The sequence below is a fragment of the Vreelandella sp. GE22 genome (assembly GCF_968212445.1).
In genome coordinates this window covers 223,858-237,609 of sequence record NZ_OZ309110.1, presented here as the reverse complement: position 1 = coordinate 237,609, position 13,752 = coordinate 223,858, and the positions used below count along the sequence as shown (strand labels likewise).

At 61.2% G+C, this 13,752-nt stretch carries 12 protein-coding genes; 8 read left to right on the top strand and 4 right to left on the bottom strand.

What is annotated here, in order from left to right:
- Window positions 1–23 precede the first annotated feature (23 nt).
- The gene (locus tag ACWHRL_RS01185; RefSeq protein ID WP_447894899.1) at window positions 24–353 is read left to right on the top strand and encodes a hypothetical protein; all 330 of its coding nucleotides are present in this window, start codon (window positions 24–26) and stop codon (window positions 351–353) included.
- 53 nt (window positions 354–406) lie between these two features.
- Here the strand turns inward: ACWHRL_RS01185 and ACWHRL_RS01180 are convergent, their stop codons facing one another.
- Together ACWHRL_RS01180 and argE are read right to left on the bottom strand one after the other, a co-directional pair.
- A complete protein-coding gene (locus ACWHRL_RS01180; RefSeq protein WP_447894898.1) occupies window positions 407–1,756 on the bottom strand; it encodes a hypothetical protein in 1,350 nt (449 codons plus the stop codon).
- 162 nt (window positions 1,757–1,918) lie between these two features.
- Window positions 1,919–3,085, bottom strand: a complete 1,167-nt coding sequence (gene argE, locus ACWHRL_RS01175) for an acetylornithine deacetylase (protein ID WP_447894897.1) — start codon at window positions 3,083–3,085, stop codon at window positions 1,919–1,921.
- A 205-nt stretch (window positions 3,086–3,290) separates the two neighbouring features.
- On the opposite strand from argE, the gene ugpB reads away from it, so the two are divergent.
- The 4 genes from ugpB to ACWHRL_RS01155 all read left to right on the top strand — a co-directional run bounded on the left by ugpB (window position 3,291) and on the right by ACWHRL_RS01155 (window position 7,545).
- On the top strand, window positions 3,291–4,619 hold the full coding sequence (ugpB, locus tag ACWHRL_RS01170; protein WP_447894896.1) for a sn-glycerol-3-phosphate ABC transporter substrate-binding protein UgpB: 1,329 nt from the start codon (window positions 3,291–3,293) through the stop codon (window positions 4,617–4,619).
- 123 nt (window positions 4,620–4,742) lie between these two features.
- Window positions 4,743–5,627, top strand: a complete 885-nt coding sequence (gene ugpA / locus ACWHRL_RS01165; protein WP_447527471.1) for a sn-glycerol-3-phosphate ABC transporter permease UgpA — start codon at window positions 4,743–4,745, stop codon at window positions 5,625–5,627.
- Window positions 5,628–5,642: 15 nt separating this feature from the next.
- Window positions 5,643–6,491 (top strand): sn-glycerol-3-phosphate ABC transporter permease UgpE, encoded by an 849-nt coding sequence (gene ugpE, locus ACWHRL_RS01160; RefSeq protein ID WP_447527470.1) that lies wholly within the window; start codon window positions 5,643–5,645, stop codon window positions 6,489–6,491.
- Window position 6,492: 1 nt separating this feature from the next.
- Complete coding sequence (locus ACWHRL_RS01155; RefSeq protein ID WP_447894895.1) at window positions 6,493–7,545, top strand: sn-glycerol-3-phosphate import ATP-binding protein UgpC; 1,053 nt, start codon at window positions 6,493–6,495, stop codon at window positions 7,543–7,545.
- A gap of 15 nt (window positions 7,546–7,560) precedes the next feature.
- Here ACWHRL_RS01155 and ACWHRL_RS01150 read toward each other — a convergent pair whose 3' ends face one another.
- A complete protein-coding gene (locus ACWHRL_RS01150; RefSeq protein ID WP_447894894.1) occupies window positions 7,561–9,207 on the bottom strand; it encodes a bifunctional metallophosphatase/5'-nucleotidase in 1,647 nt (548 codons plus the stop codon).
- A gap of 275 nt (window positions 9,208–9,482) precedes the next feature.
- Here ACWHRL_RS01150 and ACWHRL_RS01145 point away from each other — a divergent pair, with 275 nt between their 5' ends.
- Window positions 9,483–10,562, top strand: coding sequence for an aldo/keto reductase (locus tag ACWHRL_RS01145; RefSeq protein WP_447894893.1), 1,080 nt, complete (start codon window positions 9,483–9,485; stop codon window positions 10,560–10,562).
- Window positions 10,563–10,698: 136 nt separating this feature from the next.
- On the opposite strand, the gene ACWHRL_RS01140 is transcribed toward ACWHRL_RS01145, so the two are convergent.
- Window positions 10,699–11,700, bottom strand: a complete 1,002-nt coding sequence (locus ACWHRL_RS01140; protein ID WP_447894891.1) for a porin — start codon at window positions 11,698–11,700, stop codon at window positions 10,699–10,701.
- A 343-nt stretch (window positions 11,701–12,043) separates the two neighbouring features.
- On the opposite strand from ACWHRL_RS01140, the gene ACWHRL_RS01135 reads away from it, so the two are divergent.
- Entirely contained in the window at window positions 12,044–13,207 is a 1,164-nt protein-coding gene (locus tag ACWHRL_RS01135) for a glycosyltransferase family 4 protein (protein WP_447527465.1), read from the top strand.
- Complete coding sequence (locus tag ACWHRL_RS01130; RefSeq protein WP_447527464.1) at window positions 13,170–13,709, top strand: phosphatase PAP2 family protein; 540 nt, start codon at window positions 13,170–13,172, stop codon at window positions 13,707–13,709. Before ACWHRL_RS01135 ends, ACWHRL_RS01130 begins: the two co-directional genes overlap by 38 nt.
- Window positions 13,710–13,752: the final 43 nt, after the last annotated feature.

Genomic DNA, 13,752 nt, shown 5'->3' with positions numbered 1-13,752 from the left:
TTCCAGACGCATCGGAGGTTCTCATGAAGGTATACAGACCGGAGTGGCAGTGCACGTTTAGCGTAAACGAAGGCGCAGTAGAATCAGCCCATTGGAAAGAGCGCATCGCCTGGCGATTGCGTCGGTTTGCCGACCGCCTTCAAGGCGGTGGCCGTACGATCAAGATCGATTGCCATGTTTCACCTTTTGTGAGCCGCGCCGAGGTCGACACCTGCCTGGCCAAGGGCTTTGAAGTCACCCAGGGCCTGATCACCCAGCTGGCTCACCAGCAAGCCTGTGAAGACGTCATGCGCGACGCCAAGGCCGAGCTTTATGAGGAGCACCCGCTCCCCGAAAAGTTGCCCGGCCTGTAAGCACGGCTCGGCTTGTCAAAAAACACCCGCCCAGGCGGGTGTTTTTGTTCCGCTTACTCACCGAATGCCTGGCCCGCGAGCGCTACCTGCTCGACGATGCCGGTGTACAGTTCACGTTGGGATACCATTTGTGAATGAGCGTCGCTGAGCACGACGTCCAGAGTTTCCTGCTCGCCGGGCTCGCGCATGTCTTCGAGGGTCAGCAGATTGCCCGTGCCCAGGAAGGTGCTGACGGGAAGGTCGAAGACCAGCAGCTCTGCGTGATGTTCGAGCGCAAACGCCGACGCGGTGGATGCCTCGGAGTGGGCGACACTGTCGACGATAGCGTTCGCTTCCAACGCGACATAGCGCTCCAACTGCTGCTGCACGTTGTTACGGTGTTCGCGTAGCCGATTGCGCTCGAAGGTTTCCCGCGCTCGCTCGCTTTCCGCTCTGCCGAGCTGCTGCTGGATTCTGCCGATCCGGCGCTCGGCATTGCCAAGCTCGCGTGCCAGCTGACGGTGATCGCCGTTGCGGTTTTCAGCGCGAATCAAATCCTGCGAGCGTTCTTCCTTTGCCTCGCGAAGCTGCTGATTAAGCGTATCGTCCTCGCTTTGCACGCCGTACGGGCGCCCGCGCAGCTCAGAAAGCTCGCGGTACTCGTCAAACAAGGCGGCATATTGCTCGTTGATGGGCGCGGGGTGCAGCGTTTCATCCGGCAGCCAGAGCCGATAGCAGGTATCTTCCTCTGCCAGGCGGTCCACCGTCACGTCGTCGGTGGAGGCGGGGCAGCTATCGGTGTTCGTCCTGCCGCCATAAGAAAATACCCGGCTGCGCTCGGGGTCGAGCGTTCTGACCGCCAGATCGTTTTCCAGAATATAGTCATTCCAGCCTTCGACCACGACCCGCTCCATCTCGGCCTGACGCTCGACCGTCTCCTCGATGCGCGCTTCCAATTCCGCTATTTTTTGATCCGCGGGCGCCAGCGCCTCGTCAAACGCCGCTTGGGTCTCTTCGAGCTTTGCAAGCTCGCTTTGCTCGGTTTCCAGTTCGGCTTCCAGCGGCGCCGTACTTTCTTCAAGATGCGCACGCCAAACCGCGTCCTGGTTTTCGCGCTGCTGCTGGAACGTTTGCGTCGCTTCCCAGAGCTCTTGCGCATCGTCAGGAAACTCAACGTCGGGTAGCTCGTCGCCGGGCGAGGCCAGCCATGCGGTCAAAGCGCTATTGAATTGCTGTAACTCGGTGGCTTCATCGATGGCTTGTTCATCGAAGTAGTACACCCGCGCCTGCCGAGTCTGATCGAACATGGAGGGGTCGAGCCCGCCCTCGGCGGAAATTTCTGCCTGATCCGGGTAGTCGCTTCCACAGCCCGCCAGTAGCAGCACCGCGGCAGCACCTGCCCATAGATTGAATTTCCCGCTCACCGCTACCTCCTCAATTGACCAAGCTTATCGGCAAAATAGTCTACCACTATTTTACATTATCCTAATGTTACTGGGCATGACGCAACACTTTGTTTGCGATACCTTCTTCGCGACACAGGGACCCGATTAGCGATGCTGGCCGACGCGCAAACGGGCGGGGCGCTAGGACAGTGGCAGCTCGAGAGCTTTACCCATCCGGGTCATGAAATCCAGGCACGCCGTAAGCTCGCTTTTGTCGATGTACTCGTCGGGCTGGTGGGCCTGGGCAATACTACCCGGGCCGAGAATGATGGTTTGCAGTCCCTGGCCCTGGAACTGGCCGGCCTCGGTGGCGTAGGCCACGGCGTGGCTTTCGCACTCGCTTGGCAGGTGCGTTTTGGCCAGGCGCAGTACCGCATCGTTGTCGCGATCCGCCAGGCCCGGCACCGTCACGTTGAGCGCTTCGGTGTCGATCTCGACGCTCTTGCCCCGGGCCTTTAGATCCGCACGAAGCGATTCGCCGAAGGCTTCGAAGCGGGCGAAAACGTCCTCGAAGGTCTCAGAAGGCAGATGACGAATCTCCCACTCGAACTGACACTCCCGCGCGGTGATGTTGATCGCCGTGCCACCCTTGATACGCCCCACGTGCAGGCTGGTGTGGGGCACGTTGAACGCCTCGTCCACCTTACCTTCTTCCACCAGCGCGGCCATGGTCTCCTCGATGAAGGTGACCAGGCGGGCGGCCACGTGAATGGCCGAGGTGCCCTGATTGACTTGGCTGCTGTGCGCCTCGCGCCCGGTGACCGTGGTGCGCAGGTTGGTCGCCCCCTTTTGCGCCACCACCGGCTGCATACTGGTGGGCTCGCCGACGATCACATGCGCGGTGGTCGAGTAGTGGTCGAAAAAGCGTTCGATCAGCGCCGGGGCGCCGACGCAGCCGATCTCCTCGTCATAGGAAAAACCGAAGTAAATGGGCTGTTTGAGCGGCGCTTTCACCCATTCGGGCACCATGGAAAGCGCGCAGGCGATGAAGCCCTTCATGTCGCAGGTGCCGCGCCCGTAAAGGCGGTCGTCGTCGCCTTCGACCAGCGTAAAAGGGTCCGTCGACCAGGGCTGGCCTTCGACCGGCACCACGTCGGTGTGGCCGGAGAGCAGCACCCCGCCCGGGGCGTCCGGGCCAATGCGCGCGATCAAATTCGCCTTGGTGCCGCAAGGGCTCATTACCCGCTCCGAGGTAACGCCGTATTCGGCGAGATACCCTTCGACGAATTCGATCAGCGCCAGGTTGGAGCCGCGGGAAGTGGTATCGAAAGCAACCAGTTGGCTGAGTAGCGCTTGTGCATCGGTCATGGCGTGGCCCTTGATTGACGTCTTTTCATTACCCTATCACCGCCGGGGGCGCACCGCCTACGGCCAAAGTTGCATGAGCAAACCGGGGGCTGCGCGTAGCGTTCATCAAAATGTCATGTACACTCACTAATGTTCAGTGCAACCAAAAAAAACGCCATAAACGTACTGTGCCACCCGGCCGATCCCAGGCCCTAAAGGAGCTTTTATGTCTCGTTTCACGTTACGTGCCCTCTCTGTAGGCATCGCGGCGGCTACCTTGAGCGTTTCCGCCCAGGCCGCCACCGAGATCACCTGGTGGCACTCCATGGGCGGGGAGCTGGGCGAGCGCTTGAGCGCGCTGGCCGAGGACTTCAACGCCTCCCAGGACGAATACCGGGTGAACCCTTCGTATCGTGGCGAGTACGAAGAGACGATGGTCAACACCATCGCCGCCTTCCGCGCCGGCCAGCAGCCGCACATCGTCCAGATCTACGAAGTCGGCACCGGCACCATGATGGCCGCCCGGGGCGCGATCTACCCGGTCTTCGAGCTGATGGAAGAGCACGGCAGTGACTTCGATCCGGACGACTACCTGCCCGTGGTGACCGGCTACTACACCGACACCGACGGCAACATGCTCTCCATGCCGTTCAACTCCTCCACGCCGATTCTCTACTACAACAAGGACGCTTTCGAAGCGGCCGGCCTCGACCCGGAAACCCCGCCGACCACCTGGCAGGAAATGGGCGAGATGGGTCAACAGATCGTCGATGAAGGCGCGGCGTCCTGTGGTTTCACCATGGCCTACGCGGCCAACTGGGTGGGGCTTGAGAACTTCTCGGCGCTGCACGATCTGCCGATCGGCACCCAAGAGAACGGTTTCGGCGGCCTTGAAACCGAGTTCACCTTTAACGGCGAAGAGCAGGCGCGGTTTTGGGATCAGATCAAGGAGTGGTCGGATAGCGGTGTGTATAGCTACGGCGGCCCGGCCAACGGCCCGGACGCAGCGCCCTCGTTCTACTCCGGCGACTGCGCGATGTACATGAACTCCTCCGCATCGCGGGCGGACGTGCTGGCCAACTCGGACTTCGAAGTCGGCTTTGGCATGCTGCCTGTTTATAACGACGTGGACGGCGCGCCGCAGAACTCAATCATCGGTGGCGCCACGCTTTGGGTCCTTTCCGGCCACGAAGACGACGAGTACACCGGCGTTGCGGAATTTTTGGAGTATCTCTCGCTTCCCGAAGTTCAGGCCGAGTGGCACCAGGGCACGGGGTATCTGCCGATCACTACCGAAGCGTTCGAGCTGACCCAGCAGCACGGCTACTACGACGAGAACCCGGGCGCGGATATCGCCATCGAGCAGATCAACCTCAACGAACCCACCGAGAACTCCAAGGGCCTGCGCTTTGGCAACTACACCCAGGTACGCATGGTGCTGGACGAAGAGTTCCAGGCGGTGCTGGCGGGTAACAAGAGCGGCCAGGAGGCACTGGATGACGCGGTAGAGCGCGGCAACCAGATCCTGCGCGACTTCGAAGCCGCCAATAACTAATTTAGCGGCACCACTCGAACCCCGGCTCCTATAGCCGGGGTTTGTTGTGAGGGCCCACCCATACGCCCGACGACGCGGACCTATGGGTGGGTTTTCTCCGGGCCGGGTTCAACAGGACGCCTCATGCAGACCAAACGCTCCACCTATCAAAGCCGGTGGCTTCCCTTCTTTTTGTTAGCGCCGCAGTTGGCGATCACCCTGGTGTTCTTTATCTGGCCGGCGACCCAGGCGGTGAAGTCGAGCTTCGAGCGCACCGACGCCTTCGGCTTCAACACCACCTTCGTGGGCCTTGCCAACTACGCCCGGGTGCTGGCCGACCCCAGCTACTTGAACGCTTTAGGACGCACGGCGATTTTTGCCGTCTCGGTCACCGCGCTTTCCATGGGCACCGCACTTTTACTGGCGGTGTGCGTCAACCGGGTGCTGAAAAGCGCCCGGTTCTACACCACGCTGCTGGTCTGGCCCTACGCCGTGGCCCCGGTGGTCGCCGGGGTGTTGTGGTGGTTTCTGTTCAACCCGACCATCGGCCTTCTGCCCCACTTGCTCGACTGGTTCGGTATCAACTGGAACCACCGGGTCTCGGGTAGCCAGGCGATGATCCTGATCACCATCGCCGCCGCCTGGAAGCAGATTTCCTACAACTTTCTGTTCTTTCTGGCCGGGCTTCAGTCGGTGCCCCATTCATTGATCGAGGCCGCGGCTATCGACGGCGCCACGCCGTTCAAACGCTTCTGGACCATCGTCTTCCCGCTTTTATCACCGACCACCTTCTTCTTGCTGATCATCAACATCAACTACGTGATGTTCGAGACCTTCGGGGTGATCGACGCCACCACCGGCGGCGGGCCGGGCCAGGCGACGATGACGCTGGTCTACAAGGTCTACACCGACGGGGTGGCCGGGCTCAACATCGGTTCGTCCTCCGCCCAGTCGGTCATGTTGATGGGCATCGTGATCGTGCTGACGTTCATCCAGTTCCGCTACGTGGAACGTCGCGTCAACTACTAGGCACAGGGATCCATCATGGTCGAAAACAGACCCTATCTGAACATTCTGACCCACCTGGTATTGATTGCCGGCGTACTGGTGGTGGCGTTTCCGGTGTACGTGGCGTTCATCGCCTCGACCCACGAACCCGGCGCCTTCGTGCGCGGGGTGATGCCGCTGCTTCCCGGCGACAACATGTGGGCCTCCTACAAGCAGATGCTGACCTCGGGCTGGCAGGTGGGCGGCGCGCCGCCGGTATGGCTGATGCTGGGCAACTCGCTGATCATGGCGCTGACGATTGCCATCGGCAAGATCGCGATTTCGATCATCTCGGCCTTCGCGATCGTCTACTTTCGTTTCCGGTTTCGTATGCTGGCGTTCTGGCTCATCTTCATCACGCTGATGCTGCCGGTCGAGGTGCGCATCATCCCGACCTACGCGGTGGTGGCGGATTTAGGGATGCTCAACTCCTACGCCGGGCTCACGCTTCCGCTGATCGCCTCGGCCACCGCGACCTTTCTGTTTCGCCAGTTCTTCATGACCGTGCCCGAGGAGCTGATGGAAGCGAGCCGGGTCGACGGCGCCGGACCCATGAAGTTCTTCAAGGACATCTTGCTTCCGGTGTCGATCACCAATATCGCCGCACTGTTCGTGATCATGTTCATCTACGGCTGGGTGCAGTACCTGTGGCCGCTTTTGGTCACCACCGACGAGGACTTTTACACCATCGTGCTGGGCATCAAGCGCCTGATGGCCTCCTCGGACCGGGTGCCCGCCTGGAATTTGATCATGGCGACGGTGACGCTTGCCATGCTGCCGCCGGTGCTGGTGGTGCTGTTGATGCAGAAACTGTTCGTGAAAGGCCTGACCGAGACGGAGAAATAGGATGGCCAGTATTACCCTGGAAGGACTCAAGAAAACCTACGCCGGCAACGTGCAGGCCGTCAAAGGTGTGGACCTGGCCATCGAGGACGGCGAATTCGTGGTGCTGGTGGGGCCGTCCGGCTGCGGGAAATCCACACTTTTACGCATGGTTGCCGGGCTCGAGACGATTTCCGAGGGCACGCTGAAAATCGGCGACCGGGTGGTCAATACGTTAGAGCCCGCCCAGCGCGATATCGCCATGGTGTTTCAGAACTACGCGCTCTACCCGCACATGACGGTGTATAACAATCTGGCCTACGGGCTCAAGAACCGCGGCTTCAAAAAGCCCGCCATCGAGGAGCGGGTGCGCAAAGCGGCCAAAATGCTCGAGATCGAAGAGTACCTACCGCGCAAGCCGCGCAATCTTTCCGGCGGCCAGCGCCAGCGCGTGGCCATGGGCCGGGCGCTGGTGCGCGAGCCCGCGGCGTTCTTGTTCGACGAGCCGCTCTCTAACCTGGACGCCAAGCTGCGCGTGCAGATGCGGGTCGAAATCAAACAGCTCCAGCGCCGGCTAAAAACCACCAGCCTTTATGTGACCCACGACCAGTTGGAGGCGATGACCCTGGGCGACCGGCTGGTGGTCTTGAACGCCGGACAAATCGAGCAGGTGGGTACGCCCATGGAGATCTACGCCCGCCCGGCGTCGATGTTCGTGGCCGGGTTCATCGGCTCGCCGGCGATGAATATGGTGGCCATCGAGTACCTGCAAAACCGCGGCGCCCGCGAGCTGCTGGCGGACCTGCCGGCGGACACCGACGTGGTCGGCATTCGCCCGGACGACATGCGCCTGACCCCACCCGATGCCCCACACCTGGTGATCGATTCCACCCTGGAGCTTTATGAGGCCGCGGGGGCGGAGAGCCACCTCTACGTGCGTTTGCTGGATAGCGACCAGCCCACGGTGATTCGCGCCAGCGGCCAGCCGCCGGTGAAAGAGGGTGAAACGCTGCGCTTTTATGTCTCTCGCGAAGCGCTTCACCCCTTTGAGAGCGCAACCGGCAAGCGTACCGGTTAACGCCCTACTGGCGGGTTATGGGCGGGCGACATCCACGATGCGCCCTTCTACCTGGGGCGCGACCTCGCCTTCGGCCACCATGTAGTCGCGCAGCATTTCCCAGTCGGTGTTGCCTACGATATGGCTGCGGTCATCATCATGTGCCGCTTCGAGCGCGGTATGGCTGTCGCCTCCGGCGGCGGTGAAGTTGTTGGTGGCGATCACGTAGGTCCGCGCCGGGTCGATATCCATAAGCTCGCCGTCCTGGGTCACTTTCAGGCTCACCACCCGCTCGCCGGCGGGTTCGCGGCTGTCATACACGACCTCGACCCCGCGGGAGACCTGCAGAAAGGCGCCGCTTTCTTCCGGGGCGTTGGCGAGAGCGATCTCGAAGGTCTCGAGCAGCTCGGCGCCGGTGACGTCCATCAGCGTCAGCCGGTTACCGAAAGGCTGCACCGCGATCAGCTCGCCAACAGACACATCCCCCGCCGCTATCGGCTCGCGAACGCCGCCGCCGTTTTGCAGCGCCAGTACGGTGTCCGGGTTCACCTGGCGGGCAGCGGCCAGTTGGCCATCGGCAATCAGGTTCCCAAGCGCCGTTTCATCGGCGCGCACGCTCGTTTCATCCCCATTGCCGTGGCGTGGGTTGGGAAGCGCTGTATCAAGGTGGGCGCCTACCTGGGTATCGCGCACTTCTTCGATACGCGCGGTGTAGGGTTCGAGCATCGCAGCCGCCTCGAGATCCGGCTCGAAGTCTTCGGTGGCGAGCAGCTCGCCGGTGGCGTCCGTCACCAAACCGTCATCGTCGAAGGTGACCTGCATCACCCCCAGGTACTTGCCGTACTCGTTCGCCTGGCCGATCACGGTGGGCGTTTTAGGCTCGCCCCGGTCGTTTTCGCTGATCACCACGGGGGCGTCCAGGCGCGTGTGGCTGTGCCCGCCGATGATCACGTCGATCCCTTCCACATGCTGGGCGAGCAGCACGTCGTTGCCAACGCTCGGGTCGCTGTCGTAGCCCAGGTGCGTGAGCGCGACGATCTTGTCGATGCCCTCGGCTTCAAACGCCGCCACCATCGCCTCGGCCGCTTCGCGGTAATCCCCGATGGTCACGTTGCCCGGGCTCGAGACTTCTTCGCTTGATTGCGTGCTGAGCCCGAAAATACCGATTTGCTCGCCGCCGTGCTCGACCACGATGCCATCGTACAAGTGACCCGCTTGAGGCTCGGCGCTGATCGAATCCCCCAGTAGATCGGCAAACTCCGGCGCGGCGGAGAAATCCAGGTTCGCGCCCACAATGGGAAACTCGGCCGCGGTGAAAAGATCCGCCAGCGCCTGGTGGCCCGCTTCCGGGTCGTTCAAATCGAACTCGTGGTTGCCGGGCACGAAGGCGTCATAGCCCATCCGGTTCATGAACGCGACGGCGTCCTGACCGCGAAACTCGTTGAAGTAGAGCGTGCCGGAGAAGATATCGCCGGCATCGAGCAACAGGCCCTCGCCGAACTGGCTGCGCGCCTCGTCGAGGGCGCTCACCAGTTGCGGGTACTGGTCAGTACGCCCGTGCAGGTCGTTGGTGTGAAAGATAGTGAGCGTGTAGGGGGCGGCGAGCACGCCGGGCGAGAACGCGAGTATCAATGCACCGGCCGATACGCCCATCCCCCAGGACCCGCTTTTCGATGACAACATGGCAATTCCTTTTAATCCTGTTTTATACGTTGCGCTGGCGAAACGATGGCGCCGCGCCCAAATCGCATTCTCTATAATTATTAACAGCATTTGTGACGTTTATTAAGGGCCCGCATCTTCTGTTGGCACCGAAACACGCTTTTTTCGCGGCGAAGCGGCCCGGCCGGCGGGGGCAGCCGAGCCTTTGACAAATACAGACCATCACCTAGGCTTAAAAACCGCCATGCTCACGAGCAAATGCAATACTACTTTCGTTTAACAGGGATGCTGCCGAAATGAAATATCGCCCGTTGGGAAACTCTGGCCTGCTGGTTTCTGAAATCGTGCTGGGCACCGTGCCGTTTGGCGGCAGCGCCGGCTTCGAAAAAGCCGCAAGTGTCGATGTAGCCGGCGCCAAGCGCCAGATCGACATGGCCCTGGACGCCGGGGTGAACCTGATCGACACCGCCGATCTCTACTCCATGGGCGAGGCCGAGGAGATTACCGGCAAGGCGCTGGGTGAGAAGCGTAACGACATCATTCTCGCCTCCAAGGCGCGAAGCCCGCTGGGCGGCAACCCCAACCACAGCGGCTTTTCGCGCTACCACCTGATCAACGCGTGTGAAGCGAGCCTGAAGCGCCTGGGCACCGACCATATCGATCTGTACCAGATGCACAACTGGGACGGCGTGACCCCGGTCGAGGAGATGCTCTACGCCCTCGATCACCTGGTGCAAAGCGGCAAGATTCGCTACTACGGCACTTCCAATTTCACCGGCTGGCAGATGATGAAGACCATCGGTAAAGCCGAGCTTCACAATCTGGCGGGCCCGATCAGCCAGCAGATCTATTACACGCCGGAATCCCGCGAGGCGGAATACGAGCTGATGCCGCTGGCCATCGACCAGAACATCGGCACCCTGGTGTGGGGGCCGCTGGGTGAAGGGCTCTTCAACGGCAAGGTGCGTCGCGGCCAGAAAGCGCCGGAAGGCACCCGCCAGGGTAACGGCTGGCCCGAGCCCTACGTGCACGACATGGAACGCGCTTACGACATTATCGAGCTTCTGGCCGAGATCGGCGAAGCCCACGGCACCTCGATCCCGCGCACATGCCTTGCCTGGCTTAAGGATCGCCCCGGCGTGACCTCGTTGATCGTGGGTGCACGAAGCGAAGAGCACTTGAAGGACGACCTGGCCGCTGCGGAGCTCACTTTGAGCGCCGAGGAGATCGAGCGCCTGGAAGCCGCTACCCGCCCGGCGCCGCAATACCCCTACTGGCACCGGGTCGTCGCCGGTATGGACCGCATCGACAAGGCGGAGAAGCCGTTCATCGATCAATACCGCAAGACCATCGATAACCGCAGCGACGAGCGCTGATTCGCGCGTAAGTGCTTACCCATGCAGCGCAAAAAGCCGGTACGGGGTTTTACCGTACCGGCTAAAGATCGATTCGAGTAGTGCCAGTTAGCCAGGCCCTTGTGCAAAGCAGGCGCCTGGCCGCAAGGGTGACTTGTTAGAAGTAGTAGCGCGCACCCACTGCGTAGTAGAGGTCGTTGTCGTCGTAGCGGTCGAGGGAATCCAGGTCGGACTCGTAGAGCTCGGCAAAGACGTCGAAATCATCGGAAAGGTTATAAAGCGAGCCCAGCGCCCAGACGTTGCGCTTGTCGTCGTTGTCCGGGTCGATGTGGTAGTAGTCACCGTACACGGCCAGCGCGTCGTAGGTGTAGGTCGCGCCCAGGCCGACGCGGTCGAACCCGCCGCCGTACGTGCTGCTGTCGCCGCGAGTCTCGTAGCCTACGCGCAGCTGGAAGGCGTCGCTTGCAGTGTAAGCGGCGGTGGTACCCACGCGGGTTTTGCCGTTACCGCCACCGCGTACGGTGTCTTCCGTATAACCCACCGCCAAACGCGCCGGGCCTGCCTCGTACACTACGCCGCCCTGGGTGGCGACTACGCTGCCCTCACTGGTTTGCTCGTCGACGGTCAAACCGCGCTCGGAGAAGTGCTTGGCCGCGAAAACCACCTGAAAGCCTTCGAGCTCCGGTGATTCGTAACCGATGGAGTCACCACGCGCCTGCAGACCGCCGCCGGCGAACTCGTAACCTTCGCCCACGTAGACGTCGAAAACCGCCATGACGTAGTCGTCGTAGAAGCTGTCGAAGTTACCCGCGGTAAACGTACCAAAGCGGCTGCTCTCGACACCGATGTAGCTTTTACGTAGTTCCTTGAAACCCGGGCGGCTGCGCTCGTCGCCGTTGAAGCGCCACTCCAGGCGGCCGAACGCGGCCAGGTCCGGCGCTATTTGCTGTTGTAGCTTGAAGCCCATGCGCGAGCTGAAATCGCGAAACTCGGCGCCGTTATTCACACCATCGTTAAGACCGCCCCCCTCGACCCCCATAGCGATCCGCCCGTAGACGTTGACGGCGGTGCCGTCTTCGTCATAAACGCTGGCCGCCTGTGCGCCCGCCGCTGTGAATACACTTGTGAGCGCCAGCGCCAGTACCGTTTTTTTAAACATGAACCATCCCATTGCAGTGAACAGCAGTCGTTGCTGCTTAATTTTTTAATAAGCGCGTGACATGAGCCCCCAGGCGGGTTCCCGGGCCACCACCAACCCCTTAGCGAAACAAACTCTAGAAGGTTTTTATTGCAGTAATCTTAAAGCCTGCCGCTGAAAGCGATAAAAATAAAATTATTCTAATATACAATCTTTTTACATATAAATTAAATATTTAGATGTTATGTAAAAAGATCCAAGACAGCCGCGGTCAGTGCTGTCATTAGTTGTTCACTCGCGTGACCCGGATTTGTCATGACGTTTTGCCACGCTTGGTGAAACGTTAAGGTAAGGAGCGAGGCACATGCGGCTTTGTATAGTGAGTGAGACCTGGGCGCCGGATATCAACGGAGTCGCCCATACGCTCAGCCGCCTCGCTCACGAGCTCAAACGCCAAGGCGTACATATCGATATCGTGCGCCCCAAACCTCGTGCGGGCGGCCATATCACGGCGTTTGGCGAGGAGCTGCAGGTTCATCGCCTGCCACTTCCCGGCTACGCCGAGGTGCAAGTAGGGCTTGCAAGCCCGGGCAAGCTTGCCCGTTTTTGGCAAAAGCACCCGCCGGACGTCATCTATTTGGCCACCCAGGGCCCGCTTGGGCTTGCCGCGCGCCGGGCGGCGCGTAGATTGGGGGTGGTTTGCGTGGCCGGCTGGCACACCAACTTCGATCACTACTGCCACGACTACGGCATGTCCTGGCTCAGCGCCGCTACGCTTCGCTATTTACGCCACTTTCATAACGGCTGCGCGCTCACGCTGGTGCCCACCCACGCTCAGGCCAGCACCCTGCGAAGCCAAGGCATTCGCGGCGTCAACGTTCTTTCGCGGGGAATCGACGCCGAGCACTTTTCGCCCGCGCACCGTGACCATACGCTGCGGGCGCAGTGGGGCGTCAACGAACATCAGGGCGTTGCGCTGTACGCGGGGAGGCTGGCGGCGGAAAAGAACCTTACGCTGCTGGTGGAAACCTTCCAGGCGATGCACGAAGTACGCCCGGACATGGCCCAGGTGATCGTAGGCGACGGCCCGGCCCGGGAGCAGCTTCAAAAAGCGCTGCCCCAGGCGCACTTTACCGGCTTTCTGGACCAGCCGGCGCTTGCACGCCACTACGCCAGCGCCGATATCTTCGTATTTCCGTCGCTTTCCGAAACCTGGGGTAACGTGATTACCGAGGCCATGGCAAGCGGCCTGGCGGTGGTCGCCTTTAACCACGCCGCCAGCGCCGAACTGATCCGCAGTGGTGATAACGGCGTCAGCATCGCCCCGGATGACCCGGCCGGCTTTCACCACGCCGCCGCCGAGCTTTGCCAGCACCCTGCCGACTACGCTCGGCTCGGGCGCACGGCCAGGCTTGGCGTGCTCGAACACAGTTGGACCGGCATTGCCACGCAGTTCAAGCGTTACCTACAAAAAGCCCAGGAGGCCCACCATGCGCTCTCGCCCACTTGTCGTATTCGATCGTCTTGATGTGTGGGAGTGGCGCTTTTGCCAGCGCGTCACTCGCCTGTCACTGAACCCGGCCTGGCGGGTCGTACTACAAACCGCCAGTAAACTGGGCGATTGGCCGGTTTGGGTACTGTTGATTGCCGCCCAGCCCTGGCTAACCCCGGACGGCAACCGGCGGGTGATGCAGTATAGCGCCATCGCCTTGATTGCACTTTGTGTATACCGGTTGATCAAAACCCGGCTTTGCCGGGAGCGGCCGTTTATCACCTACCTGGGCGGCGTGCACTGCGGCGAACCCGCCCGCGACCGCTACAGCTTTCCAAGCGGGCACACCATGCACGCGGTCATGTTCAGCGTGATGGTCGCCGCGCATACGCCCTGGCTTTTGGTGGTCGTGCTGCCGCTAAGCGCCTTAATCGCCCTTTCCCGGGTGGGCCTTGGCCTTCACTATGTAAGCGACGTACTGGCCGGCGCGGCGATTGGCTACGGCTTTGCGCTGCTGAGCCTTTATGTCATGCCGTAGCGCATTGCGTAGCGCTTTTATCCAAAAACCACTACGGTTAAAT

Excerpts from the sequence above, each read along its gene's own strand:
- ACWHRL_RS01135 (WP_447527465.1), top strand. The coding sequence starts at position 12,044 with ATGCGGCTTTGTATAGTGAGTGAGACCTGGGCGCCGGATATCAACGGA.
- argE (WP_447894897.1), bottom strand. The coding sequence starts at position 3,085 with ATGACCGATGCACAAGCGCTACTCAGCCAACTGGTTGCTTTCGATACC.
- ACWHRL_RS01150 (WP_447894894.1), bottom strand. The coding sequence starts at position 9,207 with ATGTTGTCATCGAAAAGCGGGTCCTGGGGGATGGGCGTATCGGCCGGT.
- ugpA (WP_447527471.1), top strand. The coding sequence starts at position 4,743 with ATGCAGACCAAACGCTCCACCTATCAAAGCCGGTGGCTTCCCTTCTTT.
- ACWHRL_RS01145 (WP_447894893.1), top strand. The coding sequence starts at position 9,483 with ATGAAATATCGCCCGTTGGGAAACTCTGGCCTGCTGGTTTCTGAAATC.
- ugpB (WP_447894896.1), top strand. The coding sequence starts at position 3,291 with ATGTCTCGTTTCACGTTACGTGCCCTCTCTGTAGGCATCGCGGCGGCT.
- ACWHRL_RS01155 (WP_447894895.1), top strand. The coding sequence starts at position 6,493 with ATGGCCAGTATTACCCTGGAAGGACTCAAGAAAACCTACGCCGGCAAC.
- ugpE (WP_447527470.1), top strand. The coding sequence starts at position 5,643 with ATGGTCGAAAACAGACCCTATCTGAACATTCTGACCCACCTGGTATTG.
- ACWHRL_RS01185 (WP_447894899.1), top strand. The coding sequence starts at position 24 with ATGAAGGTATACAGACCGGAGTGGCAGTGCACGTTTAGCGTAAACGAA.
- ACWHRL_RS01130 (WP_447527464.1), top strand. The coding sequence starts at position 13,170 with ATGCGCTCTCGCCCACTTGTCGTATTCGATCGTCTTGATGTGTGGGAG.
- ACWHRL_RS01140 (WP_447894891.1), bottom strand. The coding sequence starts at position 11,700 with ATGTTTAAAAAAACGGTACTGGCGCTGGCGCTCACAAGTGTATTCACA.